22 protein-coding genes are annotated in these 26,117 nt (G+C 41.9%); 6 read left to right on the top strand and 16 right to left on the bottom strand.

Features of this window, described 5'->3' with window-relative positions; all coding sequences use genetic code 11:
- Positions 1-9: 9 nt before the first annotated feature.
- From VCASEI_RS13450 to VCASEI_RS13405, 10 genes are all read right to left on the bottom strand, one after another.
- Positions 10-1,503, bottom strand: coding sequence for an FGGY-family carbohydrate kinase (locus tag VCASEI_RS13450; RefSeq protein WP_162621071.1), 1,494 nt, complete (start codon positions 1,501-1,503; stop codon positions 10-12).
- Between the two features lie 53 nt (positions 1,504-1,556).
- The gene (locus VCASEI_RS13445; protein ID WP_089110277.1) at positions 1,557-2,396 is read right to left on the bottom strand and encodes a class I fructose-bisphosphate aldolase; all 840 of its coding nucleotides are present in this window, start codon (positions 2,394-2,396) and stop codon (positions 1,557-1,559) included.
- A 34-nt stretch (positions 2,397-2,430) separates the two neighbouring features.
- Positions 2,431-4,176: a glycerol-3-phosphate dehydrogenase/oxidase gene (locus VCASEI_RS13440; protein ID WP_089110244.1), complete on the bottom strand. Its 1,746-nt coding sequence runs from the start codon at positions 4,174-4,176 to the stop codon at positions 2,431-2,433.
- A 69-nt stretch (positions 4,177-4,245) separates the two neighbouring features.
- Positions 4,246-5,232, bottom strand: a complete 987-nt coding sequence (locus VCASEI_RS13435; protein ID WP_086959787.1) for an aldo/keto reductase — start codon at positions 5,230-5,232, stop codon at positions 4,246-4,248.
- A 24-nt stretch (positions 5,233-5,256) separates the two neighbouring features.
- Positions 5,257-6,216 (bottom strand): sugar-binding transcriptional regulator, encoded by a 960-nt coding sequence (locus VCASEI_RS13430; protein ID WP_089110243.1) that lies wholly within the window; start codon positions 6,214-6,216, stop codon positions 5,257-5,259.
- A 12-nt stretch (positions 6,217-6,228) separates the two neighbouring features.
- Complete coding sequence (locus VCASEI_RS13425; protein WP_089110242.1) at positions 6,229-7,248, bottom strand: ABC transporter permease; 1,020 nt, start codon at positions 7,246-7,248, stop codon at positions 6,229-6,231.
- Positions 7,249-7,263: 15 nt separating this feature from the next.
- Positions 7,264-8,802, bottom strand: coding sequence for a sugar ABC transporter ATP-binding protein (locus tag VCASEI_RS13420; protein ID WP_089110241.1), 1,539 nt, complete (start codon positions 8,800-8,802; stop codon positions 7,264-7,266).
- An 82-nt stretch (positions 8,803-8,884) separates the two neighbouring features.
- Positions 8,885-9,940: a substrate-binding domain-containing protein gene (locus VCASEI_RS13415; protein WP_226983393.1), complete on the bottom strand. Its 1,056-nt coding sequence runs from the start codon at positions 9,938-9,940 to the stop codon at positions 8,885-8,887.
- A gap of 529 nt (positions 9,941-10,469) precedes the next feature.
- Complete coding sequence (locus VCASEI_RS13410) at positions 10,470-11,093, bottom strand: DsbA family protein (protein ID WP_086959791.1); 624 nt, start codon at positions 11,091-11,093, stop codon at positions 10,470-10,472.
- The gene (locus VCASEI_RS13405) at positions 11,087-11,968 is read right to left on the bottom strand and encodes an MBL fold metallo-hydrolase (RefSeq protein WP_086959792.1); all 882 of its coding nucleotides are present in this window, start codon (positions 11,966-11,968) and stop codon (positions 11,087-11,089) included. Before VCASEI_RS13405 ends, VCASEI_RS13410 begins: the two co-directional genes overlap by 7 nt.
- Positions 11,969-12,080: 112 nt before the next feature.
- Between VCASEI_RS13405 and VCASEI_RS13400 the strand changes: the two genes are divergently transcribed.
- On the top strand, positions 12,081-12,971 hold the full coding sequence (locus tag VCASEI_RS13400; RefSeq protein WP_086959793.1) for a LysR family transcriptional regulator: 891 nt from the start codon (positions 12,081-12,083) through the stop codon (positions 12,969-12,971).
- Positions 12,972-13,006: 35 nt separating this feature from the next.
- Here the strand turns inward: VCASEI_RS13400 and VCASEI_RS13395 are convergent, their stop codons facing one another.
- A complete protein-coding gene (locus tag VCASEI_RS13395; RefSeq protein ID WP_089110240.1) occupies positions 13,007-13,915 on the bottom strand; it encodes a LysR family transcriptional regulator in 909 nt (302 codons plus the stop codon).
- A gap of 88 nt (positions 13,916-14,003) precedes the next feature.
- Here VCASEI_RS13395 and VCASEI_RS13390 point away from each other — a divergent pair, with 88 nt between their 5' ends.
- On the top strand, positions 14,004-15,200 hold the full coding sequence (locus VCASEI_RS13390; protein WP_086959795.1) for a multidrug effflux MFS transporter: 1,197 nt from the start codon (positions 14,004-14,006) through the stop codon (positions 15,198-15,200).
- A gap of 111 nt (positions 15,201-15,311) precedes the next feature.
- Here the strand turns inward: VCASEI_RS13390 and VCASEI_RS13385 are convergent, their stop codons facing one another.
- Positions 15,312-15,752: an Lrp/AsnC family transcriptional regulator gene (locus VCASEI_RS13385; RefSeq protein WP_086959796.1), complete on the bottom strand. Its 441-nt coding sequence runs from the start codon at positions 15,750-15,752 to the stop codon at positions 15,312-15,314.
- Positions 15,753-15,860: 108 nt separating this feature from the next.
- Between VCASEI_RS13385 and VCASEI_RS13380 the strand changes: the two genes are divergently transcribed.
- Both VCASEI_RS13380 and VCASEI_RS13375 read left to right on the top strand, forming a co-directional pair.
- Complete coding sequence (locus VCASEI_RS13380) at positions 15,861-16,448, top strand: LysE family translocator (protein WP_086959797.1); 588 nt, start codon at positions 15,861-15,863, stop codon at positions 16,446-16,448.
- Between the two features lie 226 nt (positions 16,449-16,674).
- Positions 16,675-18,000, top strand: a complete 1,326-nt coding sequence (locus VCASEI_RS13375; RefSeq protein ID WP_162621070.1) for a polysaccharide deacetylase family protein — start codon at positions 16,675-16,677, stop codon at positions 17,998-18,000.
- A gap of 85 nt (positions 18,001-18,085) precedes the next feature.
- Here VCASEI_RS13375 and VCASEI_RS13370 read toward each other — a convergent pair whose 3' ends face one another.
- The 3 genes from VCASEI_RS13370 to VCASEI_RS13360 form a co-directional block, all read right to left on the bottom strand.
- Positions 18,086-20,167 (bottom strand): protein-disulfide reductase DsbD family protein, encoded by a 2,082-nt coding sequence (locus VCASEI_RS13370; RefSeq protein ID WP_086959799.1) that lies wholly within the window; start codon positions 20,165-20,167, stop codon positions 18,086-18,088.
- Positions 20,168-20,317: 150 nt separating this feature from the next.
- Positions 20,318-21,382: a TlpA family protein disulfide reductase gene (locus VCASEI_RS13365; RefSeq protein ID WP_086959800.1), complete on the bottom strand. Its 1,065-nt coding sequence runs from the start codon at positions 21,380-21,382 to the stop codon at positions 20,318-20,320.
- An 85-nt stretch (positions 21,383-21,467) separates the two neighbouring features.
- Positions 21,468-22,070, bottom strand: a complete 603-nt coding sequence (locus tag VCASEI_RS13360) for an FMN-dependent NADH-azoreductase (RefSeq protein WP_086959801.1) — start codon at positions 22,068-22,070, stop codon at positions 21,468-21,470.
- 123 nt (positions 22,071-22,193) lie between these two features.
- Between VCASEI_RS13360 and pdxR the strand changes: the two genes are divergently transcribed.
- Complete coding sequence (gene pdxR, locus VCASEI_RS13355) at positions 22,194-23,597, top strand: MocR-like pyridoxine biosynthesis transcription factor PdxR (RefSeq protein ID WP_197709598.1); 1,404 nt, start codon at positions 22,194-22,196, stop codon at positions 23,595-23,597.
- 52 nt (positions 23,598-23,649) lie between these two features.
- Here pdxR and VCASEI_RS13350 read toward each other — a convergent pair whose 3' ends face one another.
- Positions 23,650-25,056 (bottom strand): glycoside hydrolase family 1 protein, encoded by a 1,407-nt coding sequence (locus VCASEI_RS13350; RefSeq protein ID WP_086959802.1) that lies wholly within the window; start codon positions 25,054-25,056, stop codon positions 23,650-23,652.
- A gap of 125 nt (positions 25,057-25,181) precedes the next feature.
- Between VCASEI_RS13350 and VCASEI_RS13345 the strand changes: the two genes are divergently transcribed.
- The gene (locus tag VCASEI_RS13345) at positions 25,182-26,099 is read left to right on the top strand and encodes a LysR substrate-binding domain-containing protein (protein WP_086959803.1); all 918 of its coding nucleotides are present in this window, start codon (positions 25,182-25,184) and stop codon (positions 26,097-26,099) included.
- Positions 26,100-26,117: the final 18 nt, after the last annotated feature.

Genomic DNA, 26,117 nt, shown 5'->3' with positions numbered 1-26,117 from the left:
CAAAACGGATCAAGCCAGCTTTTTTAATGCTGCCGACACGTCAAGGTATCGTTGGTATCTCTGCTGGAAGATCTCTTGTCTTTCAGGATCCGGGACTTGTGGAGGATTCAGCTTTGCCATGGTTTCAACCGCCATTTGAAGGGACGAAAAATACCCCGCTCCCGTAGCGGCAGCCATCGCCACTCCTCTTGCGCCCGCTTCTGTACAATCCGACGTTTGAATATTAACGTTTAATATATCGGCAAACATTTGGCTCCAAACCGGACTCTTCGCCGCACCGCCACTTAATATCGCAGATTCAATATGCTGCCCAGATAAACGTAATTGGTTCATATGCTCTAAATGCCCAAATACAATGCCTTCATAAACGGCATACAGCAAATCCGATTTTTTATGCCAGCCAGTTAAGCCAAAAAAGTTGCCTTGCACAGGTTGATTATCACACCCGCCATAAAGATAAGGATGGAATAATGGAAGCGCATTCACCACCTTAGTATCGGAAACCAAAGTATTCAGTTGCTCGAAGAAGTCGCGATTTTCTTTTTCTGCTAGTTGTTTTTCTTCTTTAAAAAATTCACAAATAAACCATTCCAGATTAGAAGCCGATGTCGCGCTGGATTCAATCGCCAAATAGCGTTGCTCTGGAAAGTGACACGCCATAAACACCGCTCGGCTAGGTAAGCTGTCCGAGATCACTTGGTTAATGCTCCACGAACCTGCGATAACAGAAGCCGATTGACTATGCCAAACACCCGAACCTAGCGCGCAAGCGACAATATCAAAGCAGCCACTCACAACCGGTGTCCCAGCTAGTAATCCCGTCAATCTCGCAGCATCATGGCTTACTTTCCCCATGATTTCTTGGCTTTGATACATTGTCGGTATCGCTTGTTTTATCTCCGAAATCCCCAACTCGGCCAATAACGTACCTGAAACGTCCCCGGCGGAAAAATCATATAAACCAGAGGCGCTTAAATCCCCATATTCCGTGGCCACTTCTCCGGTAAGACAAAAATTCAAATAATCCTTACAGAATAAAACTTGGCCAATATTGTGATAAACACTCGGTTCATATTGTTTCAGCCAACACAATAATGCCGCTGATTGGGCCGGCCAAATCCCTTGTCGGTTCATCTCATGAATAGCGTCATAATTGAGTTGTTGCTTTAAAGTCTGAACCAGATCATTGGCTCGGCAATCTAATGACTTTATCGCCAGTAATGGCTGATAATGATTATCCAATAAATACAGGCCATTACCATGTCCACTGCATCCTACCGCGATGACTTGTTCGGCATTCACTTCAAGCTTTTCTAGCAGTTGCTGTATTAAGCTCGAGCATTGCTGCCAAAGCTCTGTCATATTGCACTGAACAAAGCCGGGCGCTGGAAAATCTGATGGCACTTTATCGCCCAGAGCGCCTATTTCCTGCCCTTGCAAATCAAAAAGCGCCACTTTAATTCCAGTATTGCCACAATCAATGCCCAGTGCATATGGTTCCATGGTTAACATCCTTTATTCATTGTTCTCTGATCCTGCATTTTCATCAGGTTCACTTACTGCTGATAAATCGCTAATGCGTCCGATACACTGGCTCCGTTGTGTATCATGGCCATGAAAGCCTTCACGATTTGGCTAGGATTAGGGTGTTGATAAATATTACGCCCATACACCATGCCTAGCGCGCCTTGGTCAAGCAGTTGGCGCGCTTTACTAAATACGACTTCTATATCTTCTTTACCACCGCCTCGGACCAATACCGGACAACGCGCAGCCTCAACCACGCGGTGAAAATCCAGTGGATTTGACGTTGGATCCGCTTTAATAATATCCGCCCCCATTTCTCGTGCCAGACGCACTAAGGTGACGATTTTCTCAGCATCACCATCGACCGCGTACGCCTTACCAGAACTGGCGGGCTGCATCACTAAAGGTTCGATCATCAACGGCATACCATATTTATCGCATTCATTTTTTACTTTGCTGATATTGACCACGCACTGACGAAATAGATCGGGCTCATCTGGTAGCATAAATAAATTGACCACCACACACGCAGCATCCATTTGTAGGGCTTGCAGGATCGGCTCTTGATCATTTTGCATCACCGCCCACATATGACGATGACGAATAATGTTGTATGGATTACCCATATCGACTCGCATCACAAGGGCAGGTTTATCTTTACCATCCACCGTTTGTAATAAATCACTTTGACCATAATTCATCTGAATCGCATCAGGCTTTGCCTCAACCAGTTGGCTCATCACAGAGTTCATGTCTTCTAATCCATCCAAAAAAGATGGTTCATTACACACACCATGGTCAAGAGCGACATCCAAACAACGACCTTGATTAAATAATCGGTTCATCCTCACTTTTTTGCTGATATACATATTATTAAAACTCCCTTTTATTGGTAGGCCTATATTAATAAGCATAAGTATCACTTAACGTTGCAACGATAAGCTTTTCGACTTGTTCTAAATTAAGATCTAAACCATGATGCACACGTAATAACTGACAGCTTTCCGCTAAATCGTGTTTGATTTGTGCGTCATCCCAGCCTAAAGTTGCCGCGACAACTTGCGTCACTTCAACCAATACGGCTTGATTAATTCTGCCCTGTATCGCAATCGATGTACGCCGTTGCAGTACATCTAATGTTTTACAAACCGATTCCTGTTCTATTAGATAGGCTAATTCTCGCTGAGTGTAATCAGGCAAATGAGTTAACACCGCATCGTCACTTTTTGTTGTAAACCTCAACACTGACATGCACCCGGTTCCATAACGTTGCAGCATAAGACTGGCGCTTGCTTCGTTAATGCCAAATGTCACCTGTAAATCTTGAATAAAAGCCTGACGTTCACGTTCGGTTTGGGGGAAATTTAGCCCGCCACCAATCGCACGATTAACCGTTGAAATTTGACGTTCTTGTTGCAAATCCGCCAAAATTTGATCCGCCACTTCTTCACCAAAAGCACGGAAAGTGGTCCACTTTCCTCCAATGAGCGAATACGTTCGTACGTTACCATCTTCACTATCATCAACTTGCAAAGAATGGCTGCGTGGAATTTGTCCTGTTGTGGAGGTTTTAACTGAGGGCAAAGGTCGAACACCACTAAATTGATACACAATATCCTCACGATCAATCACCAAATGAGGAAAGATTGCCTTAAGTGAATCAATCATATAAATAATTTCATCCTCGGTGCAGGTGGCACTATCAGGATCGGCAACCGGAATATCGGTCGAGCCAATAAGTACCTTGTCATAATAAGGGAACAGGATGCACACACGCCCTTCAGGGTTTTCATAAAACACCATGTGACCCTTTAACTGCGCAAAAAGATCGCTGTGTTTCACGATAATGTGTGAGCCTTTTGTTCCTTGTAAATAATCGGATTTTAACCCAATGCGAACATTGGTTTTATCAATCCAGGCGCCTGTCGCATTGACGAGTTTTCCAGCGGTGACGTTTACGATTTCTCCCGTCAATGTATCTCGTATACTAAAGTTGCTGCCATCACGTGCGACTAGCTCGGTATAATTACACGCTATACTCTCACTATGCTTACCGTCTTTTGTATCTTGCAGTAACTCAATCGCAAGGCGTTCTGGGGCGCTGATCCAAGCATCATAATAATCGGCGCTACACTGAACAGAAGGATCAAATTGAGGCCAGCGAGCAAGCGTATTGGCTTTTGACGAAAAACGATGTTTTGGTAATTGTTGGTCGTGGCGAGTGAAAAAATCATAAAACCATAACCCGAGTTTCACCACCAAAGCCCCACGACGACTCGGCTTATTCATCATTCCCGTAAAATTAAACAACGCATAAACTAAGCCCGACCAGCGAGAGAAAATCGGAATGGTGGTCACTAACGGCTGTACATAATGAGGGGCATTCGCCAGTAAACGATTTCGCTCTGCTAACGACTCCTTCACCAGCTCAAACTCACCATTTTCCAAATACCGCAAACCACCATGAATCATTCGTGACAAGGCGCCACTGGCTTTGCTGCAGAAATCTTCTTTCTCCAACAGCAACACCTTCACACCTTGTAATGACAACTCCCGATACACGCTAATGCCATTGATCCCACCACCAACAATCACAACATCAAAAGATTGATCGTGTGGTAAACGCGTCTGTTTTCCATCCTTTGGCATACGGTTCCCCTTATCGTTTTTGGTGCATGATTTGTGGTGTGTGGTGAGTTAGCTGTGCGTAAAATACGATCAACTTTTTTGTAATTGCCCAAGAAACTGAACCGCGTTTTTACTGATGACATCCACATCTATCGCGGCTAAATTTACTTCCCCGGCGCGGGCATTTTCAGCCGCTTGCATAGGGTTGCGCGCGCCACATAATGCGTAAGTAATACCAGGTTGCGCGAGAGTCCAAGCAATCACGAGTTGGGCTATAGTGATACCATAATCATGAGCAAGAGGAGCAATCGACTCACAAAACTGTTGCACTTTCTGGCGATTGTCTTTTGAAAATAAAGGATTAGATAAACGCTGATCATCACCGTCAAAAGTGCGCTCTGCAGTGATTTTGCCACTGAGTAAACCGAGCGCCAAAGAGGAATAGCTCAAACACGACACATCCGTTTCACGAGCGTGAGGAAGTAAATCTTGTTCAAGATCTCGTTCAATCATGTTGTATTGTTCTTGTATCGCATCAACCGATCCAAATTGTTGATACTGTTTCAAATCATTCACACTGGCGTTACTGATGCCAATGGCGCGAATTTTTCCTTGTTGTTTCAGTTCCAACAACGTTGCCATCGTTTCTTCTATCGGTGTCGTCGGATCCTGCCAATGAGTAATATACAAGTCGATATAGTCAGTCCCTAATCGGCGCAGGCTTTGCTCTAATTCATATTGAATAGAATCACGACCTAAGTAACGATGAACCGCTTGTCCTTCCTCATCAAAAAAGTGATTGCCCTTATTGGTGTGCCACACTAGGCCACACTTTGTCGCCAGAATAACCTTGTCTCTTTGGCCTTTGATTGCCTTACCCACTAACTCTTCTGAATGACCAAGCCCATAAGCGGGCGCGGTATCAATCAGTGAAACGCCACAGGTAATGGATTCTTGTATCGCTGCAACCGCGTCTTTTTCATTGGTGCCGCCCCACATCCATCCGCCCATTGCCCAAGTGCCTAATCCAATCGCGGATGCATCAATGCCAGATAACCCTAACTGTCTATTTTTCATGAGTATTCCTTTTCCATTTGAATGTTAATATGTGTCCAACACACCTTGTGCGGTTGCTTCATCCGTTATCAAGGTATTGAGAAAGCCCCCTCGTAACGCGCTCGCAATGGGAGCAATTTTATCGATGCCTGCAGCCACCCCAATACTGACAGGGATATTGCTTAACTCTTCCAGTGTTAATCCAACCAATTTATTATTTAATGCCTCAATGCAACCCGTCCCAGCTTGATCATAAATGTGGGCGAACACTTCCCCTTTACACTGGCTTTTTGCCACTAAAGACTTCTCGCCCTCCGCCCAATGGCGTAAATCAAAATAGCTTTCATCCCCTTTGGAAACCGCGCCAATCCCCGCTAATGCAATATCGGCCTGACGTGCCATATCCAACACTTCTTTGGTAGAGCGCATGTTCAACAGCATGCCTTGGTCTTCTTGCGTATCGGCAAATAAAGGCGCATGAATTTGCATAGAGCGCCCACCTAATTTTTCCGCGAGAGATGAGGCCAAATAATTTACATCGGTGAAATGCCGCCCTTGCACCCCACCGGTTGCGGGAACGACAGTAATATTCATGCCTTTTGCCGGTTTAATCACCTCGACAATACTTGCTAATGCTTTGCCCCCACTGATGCAAATGACATCATTTTTTCGCAATGTATCTTGCAAAAACTCCGCGGCTATTTCGGCTATTTGACTAAAACTCTCGATTGAAGGATCAATATAAGACGGACAAAGCACAGCCTTAGATAGCCCTGTTGTCGCCACCAGTTGTTTTTCTAATTCCATCACACCCATGTGAGGAATATTTAAAATAATTTCAACTAAGCCGTCTTCACGTGCCTGACGAATAATTCGATTCACTTTAGCTGGAGACAAATCTAAGCTTTTTGAAATATCAGACTGACTGCGATTCTCTTTATAATGCGAGAACAACACCTTGCTCACCAAACGGGATACTTCAATACTTTTCATTGTGGTTTGCATAGATTCAGTCCCTTACGCTTTGGCTTTAGATTTCTGGTGCATATGGTGATCAACCGCAACCGCAGCGAGTAAAATCAAGCCTTTAATGAACTCTTGCCAGTACACCGACACGTCCAACAGCATCAATGAACTCGATACTACACTTAGCAGTGCAATCCCTAAAATAGCGCCGAAAATCGTCCCTTCGCCTCCTTTTAAACTGGCCCCACCAATAACCGCAGCTGCAATGATATTTAGCTCTAAACCTACGCCAAAGTTCGGAGTCGCTGCGCCAAATTTAGACATATAAATAATGCCGGCTAAACCACACAACGCCGAAGATAAGACCGTGACATACAGCTTGACCTTATTCGTATTCACCCCAGAATATTGCGCTGCTTTTTCATTACTTCCGGTATAAAAAATCTTACGAAACGCTTTAGCATTACGGAGCAGGAAATCACTGATGATAATGACAATGAAGAAAATAATGATGGAGAACGGCACACCAAATAGCGTCCCTTGACCAATAAACTTAAATTCAGGCGGTAATGTGAAAAGAGAAATAGGCGTGCCTTGAGTAATGATCATACTCGCCCCTCTAGCCAACCCCATAAAAGCCAGCGTGACAATAAAATGATGCAGCCCTAGCCGAGTAACGCACAGGCCCATCAACCAACCGATAAGCCCACTAAAACCAATTGCCGCTAAACTCGCCATCCAAGGATTCATGCCGAGCATAAAAAGCTTGCCCGCAAACACCATGGCTAAACACATCACCGCACCAACGGACAGATCAATTCCACCAACAATCAGCAACATCGTCATACCAACGACAACAATGCCTTCAGTTGAAAACGATAAAAGCATTGCTTTCATATTCGCCCAAGTCAGGAAATACGGAGACGCAAAACTCATCCCAATAAACATCACCACAATAATCAGCAATAAGGTGAACTCTCTCATTTGGCTAAACTCAACCAGTATTTCACCTAATGAACGCTTTTTACTTGGCGCCGTGGTTTTATGTGTCGATACATTCTCAATAGTCATTCTTTTTCTCCTGCATTACGCTTGTGCAGCGTCTAGAGGCCATTTTTCAGCACCAGATGCTAAGTGCATAATATTGTGTTCTGTTATTTGCTCACCAACGAGTAACCCCATTTGATGCGATTCGCGCATCACCATTACTCGGTCACTTAACCCAATGATTTCTGGCAGCTCTGAAGAAATAACGATGATACCGATCCCTGCATTCGCCAAATCTCGGATTAATTGGTGGATTTCAGTTTTTGCCCCAACATCAATGCCTCTCGTCGGTTCATCAAGAATGATGAGTTTGGGATTAACAGACAGGATTTTAGCAAGCGCCACTTTTTGTTGATTCCCCCCACTTAATGAAGAGACTTTATGATATAAGCTGCCACTTTTTAGATTCAGCTTACTGGTCAGTGTCTGTGCTTGTTCAAATTCTTTATCTTTATTAATCAAGCCATGATCTGAAATTTGCTCAAGTTTCAGTGCGGATACATTGGATAAAATCGACAGCTCAAGAAACAGCCCTTCTTCTTTGCGATCTTCAGACAAATACACGATGCCTTGCTCAATTGAATCTCGGTAACCGGTGATCTTGACGACTTGACCATTAAACGTCAGGATTCCAGTGTGTTTTTTACGAAGACCACACAAGCCTTGCACCATTTCCGAACGACCAGCACCAATGAGCCCCGCAACACCAAAAATTTCACCTTGGTAGACTTTAAAATTAATGTCATTAAATCGACGACCGTCAGACAAACTTTCAACATCTAAAATAACGGGGCCGCTTTCCACTGTCCCTGCAAATTTTAGCGGATATAAATTGTCAATTTCTCGACCAACTAAACTCTGAATGATCGCCTGGGGGGTGGTTTTATCAATTTGTTTGGTGTGAATATAATAACCATCACGAAACACACTAACTCGGTCGCATTGCTCAAAAATTTCTGCCATGCGATGGCTAATATAAATAATGCTGATGCCTTGGGCCTTTAGAGACTGCATGATGGAAAATAATATTTCCGTTTCTTGATCCGTTAAGGCCGCCGTTGGCTCATCCAAAATAAGAATTTTACAATCCAAAACCAACGCTTTCGCGATCTCCACCAACTGCTGATTGGAGATCGTTAGATTTAACACCTTCTGCTTCGGGTCAATATCGGCCAACTGGCTAATCACATCATAGGCTTCACGATATAAGGCCTTATAATCAACGAACCAACCTGGCGAATGATTGATTTTTGCCATCATGATGTTTTCAGCAACCGAAACATCGGTACACAGCGCAATTTCTTGATGAACAAACCCAATGCCTAGCTTTTGAGCCATCAGTGGATTACTCACCACAACTTTTTGCCCATTAATGTATATATCACCGCTGTCTGGCTGATGTATACCATCAATAATTTTCATTAACGTAGACTTACCCGCACCGTTTTCACCCGCAACGGCATGGATTTCACCAGGTAATAATTCAAAACAAATATTGTTGAGTGCTGCGGTTGAGCCAAACGTCTTCGTGACATTTTTGATCTCAAGCACCGGTGTCCTATTGGCTATATCCACCATGTCGCCTCCATGAGTAAGAGAGTGAATGAGTAAAAAAGTAAATGAGAAAGAGACCTAGACACTAGGTCTCCATAAATCAACATTACTCATTAATACCTTTGGTACCGCGTCTTGATAGGTACTTATCCCAATAAAAATCATCGGCATTTTCTTTCGTGACAATAGAAAAACCATTATCAACAAACGGAACGCCCATTGGGTTATAACCGGAACGTTTATGGTCATTCATAGGATCAATCATCTCTGGGTGAGCTGCCATATAAAGCAACATCATGCCCATGTAACCTTGCATACCTTGGTTCGGGTTAACCGCGCCAAAAATTTCACCTTGCTTAATCATGTCCAAAATTTTGGCATTCACATCGGCATTGAAAATACGTATTTTTCCACCCAGTTCCTTACTGGCCTGGGCCGCTCCCATCGCCGATGTGGCTTCTGGCATAAACACAGCTCCTAATTTTGGATGTGCCTGCGCCATAGTCATAACGGCGTTATACGCTTTCACTGCATCAGTATTACTCGCAGCACGAGAAACCAACTTCATATCCGGCCATTTCTCTTCCATACGAGCGACAAAAGCAGTAACACGTCGATCATGGTTATCTTGTCCTGGGTTTTCCAAAACTGCATATTCACCTTTACCGCCCATATCTTTCGCCACCGCATCAGCGGCAAACTTACCTTCTTGATAGTTATCCGACGTAATAAAAGATACTCGTTTGCTGTTTGGTGAATCGGCTGCGAACGTCACCACGGGAATGCCCATTTCCGCTGCTCGGTTAATAGGTTCAATAAAAGGATCTGGATTCATTGGGTGCAGTAAAATACCTGCCGGCTTTTTCGCGAGGATTTGTTCAAAAGAAGCGAGTTGTTTATTCACGTCATATTCTGGTGTACCGGTATAAACCGTTTTACAGCCCATCGATTGAGCCGCTTGTTTCATCATTTCATAAACAGGGAACCAATATTCCACACCAGATACCATCACATTCATGTAATAGGTTTCTCCGGGTTTACATTTAAATGCAGTCGGCGCTTTTGTTTCCGCCATAGCTGGTGAAGTAGCCGACAAAATTGACAGAGCAACCGTCGCAGTTGCTAGTTGCATTTTTCTCGTCATAGCACGTAACTTGCTCATCCCATTCTCCTTTTTGTGCGGGATTATGAACATCAACCTACTGCCACCAGCTTGTCATTCCATGAGCAAGCTTCAGATTGAGATTTTGATCAACGAATGAAAGTTTTTCACTCTGAATGAAATATATTTACGGCTTACTGAAGATATTTCACTTTGATTAAATCTATGCAGAGAACAAGAAACCGTCAAATCAAAATGAAACAAAAAATCTCATTTTATGAAAAATAAAGTGTTTTTTATTAATTTAATAAGCGAAAGGAAAAGAAGATATTTGCCAAGATAGCTAAATAACGTATTGATAATACAGATAGTAAAAGATGAAAAATCGAGAGAATAAAAATAAAAAACGACATAATAAAAAATAAAAACAATTATCTTAAATAGTGATATTGATCAGTTTTAACCAATAAAAAATGGCTAAACAATAAGCGAAAGTATCCACTTTTTTGTCTAACCACTTTTTCTACTAAACTTCTTTTTACACCGAATCTCATAATGAGATAGCACGATGATAGTAACGCGATCTAAATCAAGTGAGCCATGTGTCTAATCCTGTTTTCCATTGTTCAACTTGATTATAGAAAGAAGAATGTGGCAATACTTTAAGCCCATCATTGATTTCTGCAATCAAAGTTGGAAAGCCCTGTACGCTCCACTGCCTCATTAGCTGACGGCTGTTGCTAATATTCTTATCCAACTGAGAGGAAGAATAATTAAAAGCAACTTGGTAAGCGTCTTTCTCAGCCCCTAGCTCTATCGCTAAATCAGTCAACACTTCAGTTTGACTCACATCTAACCCCTTTTGATAATGCGCGAATTGAATCGCTTTTAGCATATCAACACCACGAGCGTTAATCGATTCCATCGCCATCACCGCCTGAGCCGTTACAAAAGAGTCCAATTGAATACGTTCGTTACTTTTAATTCTATCGGTATATTTCTTTCCAAATTGTTGCCCAGTCAATGACGCAATTTTCGGATCATAAATTTTAACTTTAGCGCGAAATTCATCACTCATGAATTGATTTTCTAACATGCCTCCAGGATGCAAAATGATCTCAAGATCATCCCTATTATTTAACACATCAACCAGATCCGTCGCCCCAAAACACCAGCCACATAAAGGGTCGAAGAAATAATGCACTTTTACCATTTCATTTCTCCCATATGCACTTTTGCCCCAAGGCTTAAAGTAAGCGGAACTTGTTTTTCTGGATAGATAGCCATCATTTTATCAATTAGTTCTTGGCTATTTTTACTGCTCTTTTTCGCTTTGATAAAAGCGTTTAAATAATCTTCCGTTGACTGAATGGTACTGATATCAAGCGATGTAGAAGCTTCCATGTGCCCAGGAACCACCACTTGTGGCTTCAGTGCTTTCATTTCGGCGAGTTGTTCAACCCAAGCATTCAATTCACCTTGCGTTTGTGTATCCGCCGTCCAGACTTGCATATCACCATAAATACCAACGTTTCCAACAATGGCTTTTAGCGATGGGATCCAAAGATAAGGACGATGAGCCAACACTCCTTCAGAACCTCTTATTTCTATTTTTTGTCCATCCACAGAAAATGAAGAAAGTGTATAAGCATCTGGAACGACTGGTTTTACTGGCGCATTCACACCCATTTTTGGTACCCAATACTCTATTTTAGACGCCATTTTATGCTTAATTTCATCACGTACCGCTGGAGTCGCCAGCACTTTAGCATCAGGGAAATATTGCTTTAGAGTTTCGATGCCAAAATAGTAATCGGGATCAGCTTGGCTAATAAAAATAGTGGTCAACTTTTTACCTGAATCAAGAACATTCGCGGCAATTCTTAATGCATCCGCTTTGCTAAAACCAGCATCGATCACCGCCGCTTCCGTTTGGCCGTAGACCAGAGTTGAGTTCACATCAAAACTACTTGGAGCAGCATGATAAACCTGGAGCGTTAATGGCATTTGTTGCGTTTCATTTTGCATCGCGGCATGAGCCGAAGTAACGGCAATAAGAGATGTAGTTAGTAGCGTAAAAGTTTTCATATTCTTCATTCCTGTTTAAGTTATTTTGGAAACAGGAAGAAGTGTATTGATTTGAATTGTTCAGATATATAGACAATACTGTGCATCATTATTTCTTAAATCGAACAAATAAATGGATAAAGTCACCGCTGCGAAAGTTTTCATCGACATTGCTCAAACGGGCAGCTTCACCACCACCGCCGAGCGTTTAGAGATGTCTAGGCCAATGGTCACAAGATATATAGAAGCCATTGAAGCTTGGTTTAATACTCGTTTATTACACCGTACGACCCGGAAAGTATCGTTAACGACCGCAGGTGAGCAATGCTTATCGGATATAGAACAATGGGTGGATGATGCAGAAAAAATGCTTAATGCCATCAAGCCTAATCATGAGTTAAATGGTAAAATCCGCATAGCAAGCAGCATGTCTTTTGGTCACGCGCGGTTAATTTCAGCCATTACCGATTTTATGGCGCAGCACCCAAGCGTTGAAATTGATATTGATTTGCAAGATACCACCACCGATCTGATCAATAACCGAATCGATCTTGCGATACGCATTGCGTTCTCTCCTGATCCAGCGTTAATCGGTAAACCTATTGCGAAATGTTTTTCTGCTTTAGTCGCCAGTGAACACTATTTATCTCAACATAATCCGATTACGGAACCAAACGATCTTTCCCTGCATTCCTGTTTAGGGTATAAAAATTTCGATCACCATGTCTGGCATTTGAAGCAACAAGAAGACATGCGATCAGTTGAAGTCAACTGCCGGTTAACAGCAAATGATGCCACGATTTTAATGCAAGCAGCTTTGAAGAATGCCGGCATCACCATGCAACCCACTTACCTAGTCAAACCCTATTTAGCACGCGGTGAGCTGATCCAAGTACTACCACATTGGGGATTACAAGAAATGGACATTTATGTGTTGTACCCTTCCAGAAAACATCTATCCCCCACCGTTCGTGCGTTAATCGATTTTTTAAGTGATTACTTCCTTCAGCACCCATGGGATTAAACTCAAACAGATCACATGGACAAAAAAGACTAAAACTAAACCACCTTTACGTCTTTTTCACGCTTTAGTCGTTGCTTTAAATAATCCACAAAGAGCTGAGTTCGCGTGTGCTCATAATCGAGTTTAGGGTAATACGCATACACTCGTGTGTGTTCAGAAGTCACATCAGGCAGTACTCGTACCAATTCACCACGTTGAATTTCTTCTTGTAACATCACTTGGTTGGATAAAATTATCCCCATGCCACGTTTGGCACTGTGGAATAACGCTTCTGGATTAGTGGTCGAGAAATTTCCCGTAAAACGCACTTTCTTTGAGCGCTCACCAAGCGTCGATAAACGAACCTCTCTTTCCACTTTTTCACCCCAAATCAACATATTATGCAAAGCAAGATCATCGACTGTTTTCGGCTCGCCATGTTCTTTCAAGTAAATAGGAGAAGCATAAAAACCGGATTGATAATCCACTAAAGGCGCAGCACGAAAACTTAACGTATCGAGGTTTTCAATTTCACGACCAATATAAATATCAAAACTCAGTTCTGGCAACTGACCAGGCATGGTGGTAATCAGCTGAACTTTTATTTGGGGATATTGACGTAAAAAATCATCAACATACCGCATGAAAAATTTTGAGCCTAATGCCAACGTCGCGCCGACTCTTAGCATCCCCGTCGGGGCTTGGTTGACCGAGCGTGTTTCATCCACCAGTGATTGCCATTGTTCTAATTGGGTTTTTCCTCGTTGATAAAACAAAGCGCCCGCTTCTGTTTGGCTTAAAGATCGAGTCGTACGTTTAAGCAGTTGGACACCAATACGTTGCTCTAAAAAATGAATACGCTTACTTACCGCTGAGCTGGTTGTATTGAGTTTTCTAGCCGCTTGATTAAAGCTGCCTTCATCCACTACTTTAATATAAGTTCTTACCGATTCCATCCAATCCATCACGCGCCCTCATTATTTCTTAAATAGACTCAATCTCTTTCCTGTTCGGTCTATTATCATTTTATATTCACCAAAGTACACTAGCTTAATGAAAACAAAAACGCTCAATGTCTTTAAAAAAACACCACTTTTGCTCGCTATGATGATCATTGCAACGGGTCAGGTTGGTGTGAGTATTTATCTGCCTTCTTTACCACTCATTAGCCACGACTTAGCGGCCTCTCAAGCCCAAGTTCAATCAATTGTGACGTTCTTTTTAATTAGCTTTGGCTTATCTCAACTCTTTTATGGCCCGCTTTCCGATGCAATAGGTCGCCGCCCTGTCTTTTTATTAGGGCAAGGAGTTTACCTTGTCGGCACCTTAATTTGTGTTTTATGGGCAAATAGTTTTGATGCCTTATTGTTTGGGCGTTTATTACAAGGGTTAGGTGCAGGGAGTGCATCGGTATTAGGGCGCAGTGTACTACGAGACAGTTACAACGGTACCGATCTCACTAAAGCGTTATCTTACCTTTCTATTACGGCGTCAATATTGCCGATTGTGTCTCCCGTATTTGGAGGCTGGGCGGCCTATCACTTTGGTTGGCAAAGCGTATTTACCGCCGTATTAATTTATTTAATTGCCATTGTCACTCTCGGGTGGAAAGTATTACCTGAAACACTTCCTTACCCCAAAAGCCGCTTTAGCCCCGTAAAAGTCATAAAAGGCTACACTGAACTCATCACCAACAAGCAAGTATTATCGAGCGCCAGTTATAACTGGATTAGCTATTTAGGCGCGGTGGTCTCGTTGTCTGTCTTGCCTTTTTTATTGCAACAACAATTAGGCATGACAGTATCCGATTATGGACAAGCCATGATCATTCCTTCGGCAGGGTTGTTAATCGGTAGCCTAACCGTTAACCGTCTTAATCGATATTGTTCAAAATCTCAATTGCTGAGCTTAGCCTTTGGGTTAATGGCCATTGCCGGTATTTGGTTATTAGTGATGCCTTTAGCCACTATGCATTTGATCATCGGCTTTACTATTTTAACCATCGCACAAGGCATGAGCTTTCCTATTTCGATGTCGCTGCTCTTAGAGCCTCACCCTCATCGTGTGGGCGCAGTATCGGCGTTTTCTGGCTCTATTCAAATGTGTATCGCAGGGTTTTTCGGCGAGTTTTTAGTGCGTCACTTTATCGCCACTCAAACCGATTTAGGCATGTTTTATTTAATGAGTACCTTGGTCATGATTAGCATTCTAACCATGAGCCGAAAAATACAAATGGTAGTGGTTGATTGATGTTGATAAAAAATACAATAAAAAAGAGACAAGGAGCTTATCATTCGTAAATGCAAGAAATAGATTCCAGATAACACGTTCCTCGTTTCAGGAATGACATCATTATACCGTTTAACGGTTATCTTTCGGTGAATCCATCACTACCAAAGTGGTAATCGAATTTACTTGGGGAATTTCACCTAACACTTCGGAGTGAAAACGTTTATAGCGGCTTAAATCTTTGGTTTCCACTCGCAATAAATATTCGTTTGCGCCCGTAATGTTGTGGCATTCCGTAACTTCCTTTGCCAGCTCAACATGCTCCTCAAAACCACGTTGTGATTTTTGGCTATGATCCGATAAACCAATCGACACATACGCCACAAAGCCTATTCCTAGTTTTTCAGAATCTAAAACGGCTCGATAGCCTTTTATTACGCCACTGCGTTCCAATTCTTGCACACGGCGAAGTGTGGCGGATGGCGAAAGCCCAATGCGTTCTGCTAGCTCCACATTGGATAAACGACCATCAGCTTGAAGCTCTTGCAATATTCTCTCTTCAAATTTATCCATAATGAAATATTCTTGCTTAATTAGCCTTATTAACACATTAAATAGACATAAAATGTAGTCAAAATCGTCATAACATACAAGAAGAATTCAACATGACGGAAGAACAACATGGAACTACAACAACTTTTCGCTTTATTTACGTTTGTATTGGTATCAACTGCCTCTCCTGGGCCAAATAATATTATGTTAATGACCTCTGGAGCGAATATTGGATTCTTACGTACGATCCCTCATATGCTTGGCGTTACCTTTGGGTTTAGCTTTATGGTGGTGTTAGTCGGAGTGGGGTTAATGAATGTATTTTCTCTTTACCCTATATTGCACCAGATCTTGAATATCGTTTGTATTGCTTATTTATTTTATCTTGCGTGGAAAATCGCTCGCTCACAGCCCAGTGATAATGAAACGATTTATCAACCCATGAGTTTTCTTTCAGCCGCTAACTTTCAATGGGTAAACCCGAAAGCATGGACTATGGCGATCACAGCGGTGAGTGTGTACAACACCATGGCAAATTGGCAAGGTATTGCTATCGTTTCATTAATGTTTGCTTTGGTGAATATTCCATCAGTGAGTTTGTGGACATACGCTGGGCAAAAACTGCAAATCTGGCTCAGTAGCCCTCAGCGAGTAAAATGGTTTAACTATTCAATGTCTGGATTGCTCGCCGCTTCGGTCTTACCCATGGTGATATAAACGCCGATACCATCACATTAGTTCTAGGAAGGCTAACATAGCCTTCCTAATCTAACATTCTGACTCTAACCATTCTCATGCTGCCTTTAGTATCGCCTCGAAACTAACAAATTACTCACTTACACGTTAAATGTTTTATCGATTCCATTTCTTTGCCTTAACGCACATCTACTTTTGATCACTTCTATCATTACTTCGATTTTATTTAACAAAACAAGGAATGATGATGTTAAAGCACAGTATAATTTTTTCCCTGAGCCTGGCTGTTATATCAATCAATGCTTACGCCGCTAACGTTGCCCCATCGCAACTTCCACCCGCCAGTATTGCCATTGAAAATGCACCGCAATTTATCGCAATAGCCTTTGACGACAATACATTAGTCGATGGACAAAACTGGGTATTAAACCAATGGGGAAAAAGAAGTAATCCCCAAGGAAATGGGCATTCAGGCACTTTTGATGGGCAATCTATCCACACCACCTTTTTTAATACTTGCGAAGCCATTTTAATCAACAACGAACAAAGCACGAATACAGGACATGTAAAAGAAACGTGGTATCAAGCCAACCTACTTGGGCATGAAATGGGAAACCATACTCTTAACCATTGGCACGGATTAGACTTTACCGAAGCACAATGGCAAGAACAAGTCGATGCTTGTCAGAGCGCAATGAATAAACCTTTCGAGCAAATTGATCCAGAGTTTCCATCAAATGACGATGGCATTAATGCCAAAGCCGTTGGGTTTCGCTCTCCGTATTTAGAATATAACGATGCCTTGTTGGCTTACTTAAACCAAGCGGGTTTTAAATACGATGCCAGTATTGCAGAAGGTTATGACGCTACTCATCACGCAGGTAATCAATATTGGCCTTACACATTAGACAACGGCAGCCCGGGCGCAGATATTGTTGCTAGTTGGGGGATTAAGCCACCAGTAACGCAACATGCTGGATTATGGGAAGTGCCCGTTTATGCGTTTACCGTGCCAGATGATGCAACGGCCAAACAATACGGCATCCATTATTCACTGCGTTCAAAAATACTAGAAAAGATGAGCTGGTTTGATACCCAATCGGGCAAAATTGAGTCGGGTGACTACAACTTATTTTATATGGCAGGATTAAGCGGGCCTGATGTCTTAGCTATTTTAAAATATAACTTGGATAAGCGCCTTGCTGGCAATAAAGCTCCCATGACCTTTCTTGCTCACTCGACTCATTATGATGAGCAAATGGATCAATGGGCGCCAACCTCATCTTCCGCAGCAGAACGTCGCCAAGCACTTGAAGCATTTTTAGATTACGCATTATCAAAACCGGATGTACGTATTGTCAGCCATTTAGAACTAGTGAATTGGATGGAAAATCCTCAAGCTTTACCAGCCAAATGTCGTGCCGTAATATGGAAAAAAGACACCGCTTATATGAATAATGAAACCGTTCAGTATCAAGGGTTTGAATGGAAAGCGAAATGGTGGTCTTACAATGAGATTCCACAAGAAAACAATGGAGGTGCATGGCAAGCATTAGAAGAATGTCGTGAGTAATCGACGCAGATCTCGATAAACCCAATAGGCACCTTATCGTGCCTATTGGACTGCCTATCATTTACCTATTCTGCTTTACGCTTTTTCAATTCGTCGCTTGTCCCAGCAATGTAGATGGCGACAAAATTTGTGGCAACACAATCGGTTCATCAACCCCTTTTTTATACCATAAATACAAAGGCACACCGGAGCGATTATGTTGTGATAAAAATGCCGTGATCTCGCTATCGCCATTGGTCCAATCACCGACCATGGTGACTACATTGTTTTGCTTCAATGCTGCTTGCACCTCTTCACGATCAATCGATGTTTTCTCATTCACTTTACAGGTTAAGCACCAATCGGCAGTGAAATACACAAATACATCGCCCTGAGATCGCAATTCATTTAGCTTCTCTTGATTAAAAACAACGGTCGTTAAATCAGTTTTTTGCGATATTGATGAAGTAGATAACGCACTTGGTACGCCATAAACTACAGCCAAAAATGGCATCAAAGTCAGCAATAATGCAGGCCACCATTTTCCTTTATGTTGTGAATGTTGCCATAATCCCGTCAGCCATAAGCCAAAAGTAGACAGCATAGTGGCCGCTAACACCAACAACACAAAATCATTATTAGCTTGTCGCATTAAAATCCATACCAATCCCAACACGGTAACAAACATAGGCAGAGACAAAATACGTCTGGCGGTGATCATCCATGCGCCCGGCTTTGGCAAACGAGTCCGCAGCGCAGGAATAAAGCCCACTAATAAAAATGGCAGTGCCATCCCAAAACCTAGGCCCGCAAAGATAATGAAGGCAATTCCAATAGGAAGAACTAAGGCGGCGCCTAATGCAGTTGCCATAAAGGGCCCAGTGCAAGGCGTGGCAATGAATGCCGCTAAAACGCCCGTCCAAAAATCACCCATTGGACCTTTTTGGTCTTGTAAGCGAGAGCCTGAGGTTAATGTCCCGATTTCAAACAAACCGGCTAAGTTAAAACCTATTGCGCTCATTAAAACGATCAATCCTGCAATAACTGCAGGGCTTTGCAATTGGAATGCCCAACCAACTTGGTGACCAAGTGAGCGCAAACCTAAAATCACGCCACCTAATATGACACATACCAGCACCGCACCTAAGGTATAAGCAACTGAACCTACTTTAGCTTGCTTTTCAGATCCTTGATGAGAAAGGCTTAAAATTTTCAAACTTAGAATCGGAAAAACACACGGCATAATATTAAGCAGTAAGCCTCCAACAATTGCCCCTAACAAGGCCGCCAAGCCAATCAACCATGTACTGCTATTAGAACCTTGCTCACGAGAAACATTACTATCATCAGAATGCTGGCTCGGTGTAAAAGCGATATGTTGCGTTTTACTCGCCTCAAAAGATAGTGAGATACCATTATCTAAAACCAGAACACCGTTGAATACGTCACTCTTTTCTTCGCCCACTTGAGTCTGCATCGTTAACACATCGCCATTATGAGCTAACGCTTGTTTAGCATTATTCACAATCGTATTGTTAATGAGAGGATAGACATGAGCTTTGCTAATTTGGATGGAACTTGGTAACGGTAAAGATAAGGTAAATTTGTCATCTTCAACTGAAAACTGACCTTTTGCATCCAAGGGCTTTGGCAATTTTTGACGCCATTGGTTAAAAATCTTTTGGCTTTCTGGAGTGACTTTTCCATCACCCACGGTGAGTGTTTTTTCAATTGTTTGTTGTTCAGGCAAACAGGTTTGTGGGTTACAAACTAAATAACTAATACCCAGTTTAATCGGTAATTTCGAGCCTTGTGGAACACTTTTATCAACCACTAAAGTGGCCAATAAGGCATATTCGCCGTGATAAATGTAATTCATAATATCACTGGTCACCAACTGACTTGGCGCCGGATATTGAATCTCTCCAATACTCACGCCTTTTGGCAGCGTCCAATTAAAGCTGGTTGGGAAACCGGCATCTCCGGGATTTTTCCAGTAACCATGCCAACCTTCTTTTGGGATCATGGTGATCGCGAGTGGTTCCGTACTCCCGGCCGCTGGTTGATTGGATTCCGATTGAATAGAAATCGAGATAAGACTAGGGTTATTACCTTGTTGGTTAGCGAGCGCTTGTGATGCGCATATCAAGCTAGCACTAAACAACACTAATTGAACAAAACGTTTCATACTTCTCATCATGTCTTATCTCGATTACTAAATAGTTCTTCTAAATAAATGAAGCTGTCTTTTTAAGAAAAGTACGCCATACACCATACTTCATCAAAAAGCAGCTTCACTAAAACAGTACTTCAAGCAAAAATTTCAAATAATAACTATTTATTTAAACTTTGAAATTCTCTCTAACGTTGCTTGGAAATCATCATCTTGAATCGAAGATTTCAGGCTCACTTTACCATTTGGCTCAATCAGCGTAATGGTTGGCACTTGATTGACACCAAATTGTTTGAATAACTCACCATCATTATCAAATACGATTGGCAGCGTGGTGCCATAACTCTTACGGTAATCTTGTAGATCAGCAATCGATGACCATAAATTAGTTGAAACGGTTACCCATTCAATGCTTGAAGCTTTCGATTTTTTCTCTAATAGCTCACGCACTTGAGTACAAGCTTTCGATGTTTTCGGCTCAGTGTCTTCTAAATACCATTCACACCAAGGACCAAAAAATACGACGCCAACTTTTTTACTATTAGGCGCGTTGAATTTAAAATCTACGGCTTTGTCATCAATGGTAGAAAAGGCCAAATCTGGCACCGTATCACCCACTTTATAACCCGAATCTTTTGGCACAAACGTTGGGTTATTTAACGGCTTACCATTGGATTTTTCTGCGACTACTTTATCCAATGCTTGATGGAATTCTTTATCATCCATATGGCCGAAATAGGCGAACTTACCATTTTTATCAACCAATAAATGTTGCGGTGTCACACGTAGATGAAATGCACGCGCTAACTTGCCATCATCAATCGTAATTGGCATGGTAAGGCCCATTTTTTTACGAAACGTAGTGACTGATGCAAGATTATCGCTAATGCCGGTATTTACTGCGATTACTTGTACTTTATCGCCATATTTTTTATAGATCTCTTCAAAGCCCGGCATTTGTTCACGACATGGCACACACCACGTTGCCCAAAATTTAATATAAACCGGTTTTTTCCCATACACTTGAACAAGATCGATCGTTTTGCCATCAATGGTGGTGATTTTCATTTGTGGCGCTGGAGTGCCCACTAATGACTCACCAGCCGATTTGGCACGACGCTCACCATCGGCAGAATAATCATCTTCAGCATGTGCATATTGTGCTAATGAAAATAAACATAAAAGCGCGACCAATGGCGCTTTCATCACACGAATAAAATATAATGTCATAACAATCTTCCTATTATTTTTAAAAAAATTAAAACCCTCTACTTTGAGTGCGAATCAGATGAGAAGGCCGTGAATTAAGTAATATTCAAATAGTCCGCAGGTAAGTTCGTATTTCAGTTTGCACCGCTTCAATTTTTTGGTGTATTTCATTAGAGTGGCCAACCGTCCCTTCAACTGAAAAAAAGACCACATTATTAAGACCAATTGTTGCTAGTACTTCCTTCATATAAGGCGTGAAAAAATCCGGTTGATAAGCCTCTTGGCTAGAAAAAGCGCCACCAGATGAAATAAGAATATAGACTGGCTTATCACGCAATAACCCATGCTTACCCGTTGAGCTAACGTTAAATGTTTTTCCGACTCTCACCACATGATCGATCCAGTTTTTTAATCCAGAAGGCACCGAATAGTTATGCATAGGGGAAGTAATGATGACTACGTCGGCAAAATCCAGTGACGTAATTAATTGATTAGACAACGCTAAACTTCCCACGCTTTCATCATGCTCGCCATGAATAGAACCTAAAGCTGTCGCATAGGCACTGTCTACATGAGGAATGGTCGTAACATTGATTTCTTGTAATAACACCTCATTATCCTGAGACCATTGTTCAAGCAGTGTTTTAGCAACACAATAAGTCGACGCATTTTGTTGTTGAGGGCTACTGTTAATCAGCAAAACATTCATGTTTTCTCTCTCAAGGGAAGCTTGTTTAAGTTTTATGTTTGATCACCAAGACTGGCATGATACAAATAGATATGGCTCACAATAAGAGCCATAAATTAACTATTTTTATGGACCATATTTAAAATGGAAAAACCCATCAATAAAGTACCCGCTTATAAGCAAGTGTATCAGCGCATCCATTCCGCCATTTTACAAGGCATATTAAAACCAGGAGAGCGAATACCATCAGCTCGAATTCTGGCGAAAGAAATGGGCATTGCCCGCGGTACAGTAGAAGAAGGTTACGCTCGGTTAAAAGCAGAAGGGTACATAGAATCACAAGGTCAATCGGGTACACGTGTCAGTGACAACTTACGTGATTTATCCAAAGTGACCAAACAAAAAGTCTATACTCGCCAACCTGGATTCAATGCAAAAATAGAAAATGCAGATCTATTACCATTTCAGTTAGGGCTCCCTGCTTTAGATGCTTTTCCTCGCCAAATATGGTCCAGAATGGCAGCGCGATCAGCAAGACATATCAATATGGAGGATCTCGCCTACCCCTCTTTATATGGTCTTCCTCAACTCAGGATCGCGCTCGCACAATACCTACAACTTTCACGCGGTGTACAGTGCCAACCCACGCAAGTTTTTATCACGTCCGGTTATGTCAATTCAATTAACTGGATCACTAACGTCCTTTTAAAAAAACATGCACACATTGGGGTTGAAGACCCTTGCTATCCACTCACCAGACACATATTAACGAACAATCATTTTAATCCGGTCGCCATGCCGGTAGATGCAGAAGGTGTAAAAATACCCCATAACCTTCACGCTGACGCGGTGATTGTAACACCTGCCCATCAAAGCCCAACTTGTGTCTCGTTATCCCTACAGCGTAGGCAAGAGCTGTTAGATTGGGCAAATAAAAAGCAAGGATGGATCATTGAAGATGATTACGATGGGGAATACCGCCACTCAGGGCTTCCTTTACCAGCCCTCAAAAGCTTAGATACTCAAGAACGAGTTATTTACTCTGGCACATTCAGCAAAGTCCTATTTCCTAGTTTAAGAGTGGCCTATATAGTCGTACCGACGAGTAAAGTACCGGACTTTGAACAATGTTCAGAACTCTATGCGGGGAATGTTTCAGGGTTGATACAAAGCTCTATTTTGGCTTTCATGCAAGAAGGCCACTTGTCTCGCCATATTCAACGCATGAGAAAGCTCTATCGAGATCGCTTAGAGCTTACCGCCAAAGTTTTTAATGACGTTCTTGGCGACAAAATATCGGTTGAGCCCCAACCCGGTGGGATGAATATGTTGGTGACCTTAAAGAATTCTAATATTGATGATGTCGCTCTTTCTCAGAAAATGATCGAAACCGGACTGTACGCTCAAGCCTTATCTCAATGGTCATCACGCCCTGTTCCTCCTTGTTTAATATTAAGTTTTACAAATATTAAAACTGAAGAAGAATGCCGAGAGTTAGCCTATCGATTAAAAGAGGTTGTGGCACCTTATCACGCTTTAACAGCATGATAGGTGCCGACATTTCATCTTCATTTAGTAGGGGAAAAATATGAAGTTTAGATTATTGCTTCGGTGCGACCAAACCCTCACCTTGTGATTCAATAATATCTTTATACCAATAGAAACTCTTCTTCGGTTTGCGCGCTAAGCTGCCATTGCCTTGGTCATCACGATCTACATGAATAAAACCATAACGCTTAGACATTTGAGCCGTGGAAGCGCTCACTAAATCAATAGGCCCCCAACTGGTATAACCCATGATCTCTACGCCATCTTGCAACGCTTCACCGACTTGATAAAGATGATCATTCAAATATTGAATTCGATAGTTGTCTTCTATATCGCCATTCTCATTAGGCACATCAACCGCCCCCAAACCATTCTCAACAATAAACAACGGCTTTTGATAACGATCATATAGCTCATTTAATACAATACGTAAGCCTTTTGGATCAATCTGCCAACCCCAATCTGTCGATTCTAGGTAAGGATTCCCTCCCATTTTGAACATGGACTCATCCATCATGGTCATATTGGTTTTTTGAGTCGTCACGCAGCCTGTCATGTAATAACTAAATGACACAAAATCTATGGTTTCTTTCAGAGATTGAACGTCATCTTCCGTGATATTAAGTGTAATTGACAATTCACGGAATTTACGTTTCATGTAACTTGGGTAATAGCCACGAGCCTGAACATCACCAAAAAATAACCAATCGCGATTACGCTCTAGCGCTTCAAACACATCATCAGGATGACTAGTAAGTGGATATTGAATCGCCCCTAACATCATATTACCAATTTGAGCATTGGGCACCATTTCATGACAAGCTTTTACCGCTTTAGCACTCGCAACGAGTTGATGATGAATCGCTTGATACAATTGCTGAGGGCTACTGCCACGCGGCACACCGGAACCAGTAAAGGGTTCATGTAAAGTCACGTTAATCTCGTTAAACGTCAGCCAATGCTTAACGCGATCACCATAACGTTGAAACACCACCCTAGCATAACGTTCAAAAAAAGCGATCACATCGCGGCTTGTCCAACCTTGATAATGCTCGGCTAAATACAGCGGCATTTCATAATGAGAAAGCGTCACTAATGGCGTGATGTTATATTTTCTCAGCTCATCAAAAATTTTATCGTAATAAGCTAAACCTGCATCATTGGGTTGAAGCTCATCACCTTGCGGAAAAATACGACTCCAAGCAATTGATAATCGAAAACAACTAAAGCCCATCTCAGACATCAGCTTAATATCTTCAGGGTATCGATGATAAAAGTCGATAGCGATATCCTTAATATTGAAGTCTCCTCCATGACGAGGAATTAATTCACCAAACGAACCAAAGGGTTGCACATCAGAGGTAGAGAGCCCTTTACCATCGGTAGTATTAGAACCTTCAATTTGGTTAGCCGCCGTCGCGCCACCCCATAAAAAATCGTTAGGAAAACGAAACGCCATTTTTGTCTCCTTTAAATTAGTGATAACACGATACATAAGATGTTCTGATTAAAACGTATTGAAATAACCTCAACAAACCATTTATCCTACACTATGAATTAGCTCTACTAATCCACAGGTATAAAATGGAACATAAACAGCAAGCCGTGACTAATTTATATATGTTCAATATAGCGGCCAAATCACTCAGTTTCACCCAAGCAGCGGAACAGTTAAACCTAACACAAGGAGCGATCAGTCAGCGCATTAAGCAACTTGAAGAACAACTAGGGTTTTCACTATTTGTGCGCCTTACCAGAAAGTTGGAACTAACCGATGAGGGTAAGCGTTTATACGAAACGGTTAACCACTCATTTGCTGCAATTTTTTCGGATATTGATGACATTAAATTCAATGAATTACGAGGAGAATTGTATATTGGTATTGCACCAACATTCGCGGAATCGTGGTTAATGCCAAGGCTGAATCAATTTCAAGATCTCTACCCTAACCTAAACCTTAAAATTCGGGTAAAAGCCAGCCCACTTGATTTCAAGCACGAACCCGTGGATCTGGCGATTTATTACAGCCATCGAACACATTCCGATATGTACAATAAAGTCTTAATGGAAGAAGTGTTAACGCCAGTGTGTACACCAGAATTTGCAAAAAAGCATGGCTTAACGGGTGAAATTCAGCAGCTTGAAAATATCCAATTAATCCATTGCACTGAATCGATTGATTATGCGAACTTTGATTATGAATGGCGCTTGTGGTTTGAGCAGCAAAAACTATCGTTTAAACCCCATGAAAATTACTACGTCTTTAATCACGGCGAAACGTCCGTTTCTGCTATAAAAAACCACATGGGAATAGGGATAGGAAGGCTTGCTCTGATCCAACCTTATCTTGATAAAGGTGAACTAATTACGCCTTTTAAACACGTTCAGTCAGGCATGAGTTATATTTTAATTTGCCCCAAAGGAATGGAATATCGACCACGGTTTAAAGCTTTTACAGAGTGGCTTGAACAACAAATTAAAATAAGAAAAGAAGCCCAATAAGACTTCTTTTTATAAACA

The sequence above is a fragment of the Vibrio casei genome (assembly GCF_002218025.2).
Lineage (GTDB): Bacteria > Pseudomonadota > Gammaproteobacteria > Enterobacterales > Vibrionaceae > Vibrio > Vibrio casei.
This window is presented reverse-complemented; position numbering and strand designations above follow the sequence as displayed.

What these genes read in the sequence shown, in the direction of transcription:
- VCASEI_RS13430 (WP_089110243.1), bottom strand. Translation starts at nt 6,216, where the DNA reads ATGCAAACCACAATGAAAAGTATTGAAGTATCCCGTTTGGTGAGCAAG.
- VCASEI_RS13425 (WP_089110242.1), bottom strand. Translation starts at nt 7,248, where the DNA reads ATGACTATTGAGAATGTATCGACACATAAAACCACGGCGCCAAGTAAA.
- VCASEI_RS13365 (WP_086959800.1), bottom strand. Translation starts at nt 21,382, where the DNA reads ATGACATTATATTTTATTCGTGTGATGAAAGCGCCATTGGTCGCGCTT.
- VCASEI_RS13450 (WP_162621071.1), bottom strand. Translation starts at nt 1,503, where the DNA reads ATGGAACCATATGCACTGGGCATTGATTGTGGCAATACTGGAATTAAA.
- VCASEI_RS13395 (WP_089110240.1), bottom strand. Translation starts at nt 13,915, where the DNA reads ATGGATTGGATGGAATCGGTAAGAACTTATATTAAAGTAGTGGATGAA.
- VCASEI_RS13345 (WP_086959803.1), top strand. Translation starts at nt 25,182, where the DNA reads ATGGAACATAAACAGCAAGCCGTGACTAATTTATATATGTTCAATATA.
- VCASEI_RS13360 (WP_086959801.1), bottom strand. Translation starts at nt 22,070, where the DNA reads ATGAATGTTTTGCTGATTAACAGTAGCCCTCAACAACAAAATGCGTCG.
- VCASEI_RS13420 (WP_089110241.1), bottom strand. Translation starts at nt 8,802, where the DNA reads ATGGTGGATATAGCCAATAGGACACCGGTGCTTGAGATCAAAAATGTC.
- VCASEI_RS13415 (WP_226983393.1), bottom strand. Translation starts at nt 9,940, where the DNA reads ATGAGCAAGTTACGTGCTATGACGAGAAAAATGCAACTAGCAACTGCG.
- VCASEI_RS13385 (WP_086959796.1), bottom strand. Translation starts at nt 15,752, where the DNA reads ATGGATAAATTTGAAGAGAGAATATTGCAAGAGCTTCAAGCTGATGGT.
- VCASEI_RS13375 (WP_162621070.1), top strand. Translation starts at nt 16,675, where the DNA reads ATGTTAAAGCACAGTATAATTTTTTCCCTGAGCCTGGCTGTTATATCA.
- VCASEI_RS13405 (WP_086959792.1), bottom strand. Translation starts at nt 11,968, where the DNA reads ATGAAAACTTTTACGCTACTAACTACATCTCTTATTGCCGTTACTTCG.
- VCASEI_RS13390 (WP_086959795.1), top strand. Translation starts at nt 14,004, where the DNA reads ATGAAAACAAAAACGCTCAATGTCTTTAAAAAAACACCACTTTTGCTC.
- VCASEI_RS13445 (WP_089110277.1), bottom strand. Translation starts at nt 2,396, where the DNA reads ATGTATATCAGCAAAAAAGTGAGGATGAACCGATTATTTAATCAAGGT.
- VCASEI_RS13400 (WP_086959793.1), top strand. Translation starts at nt 12,081, where the DNA reads ATGGATAAAGTCACCGCTGCGAAAGTTTTCATCGACATTGCTCAAACG.
- VCASEI_RS13410 (WP_086959791.1), bottom strand. Translation starts at nt 11,093, where the DNA reads ATGGTAAAAGTGCATTATTTCTTCGACCCTTTATGTGGCTGGTGTTTT.
- VCASEI_RS13440 (WP_089110244.1), bottom strand. Translation starts at nt 4,176, where the DNA reads ATGCCAAAGGATGGAAAACAGACGCGTTTACCACACGATCAATCTTTT.
- pdxR (WP_197709598.1), top strand. Translation starts at nt 22,194, where the DNA reads ATGGAAAAACCCATCAATAAAGTACCCGCTTATAAGCAAGTGTATCAG.
- VCASEI_RS13370 (WP_086959799.1), bottom strand. Translation starts at nt 20,167, where the DNA reads ATGAAACGTTTTGTTCAATTAGTGTTGTTTAGTGCTAGCTTGATATGC.
- VCASEI_RS13435 (WP_086959787.1), bottom strand. Translation starts at nt 5,232, where the DNA reads ATGAAAAATAGACAGTTAGGGTTATCTGGCATTGATGCATCCGCGATT.
- VCASEI_RS13380 (WP_086959797.1), top strand. Translation starts at nt 15,861, where the DNA reads ATGGAACTACAACAACTTTTCGCTTTATTTACGTTTGTATTGGTATCA.
- VCASEI_RS13350 (WP_086959802.1), bottom strand. Translation starts at nt 25,056, where the DNA reads ATGGCGTTTCGTTTTCCTAACGATTTTTTATGGGGTGGCGCGACGGCG.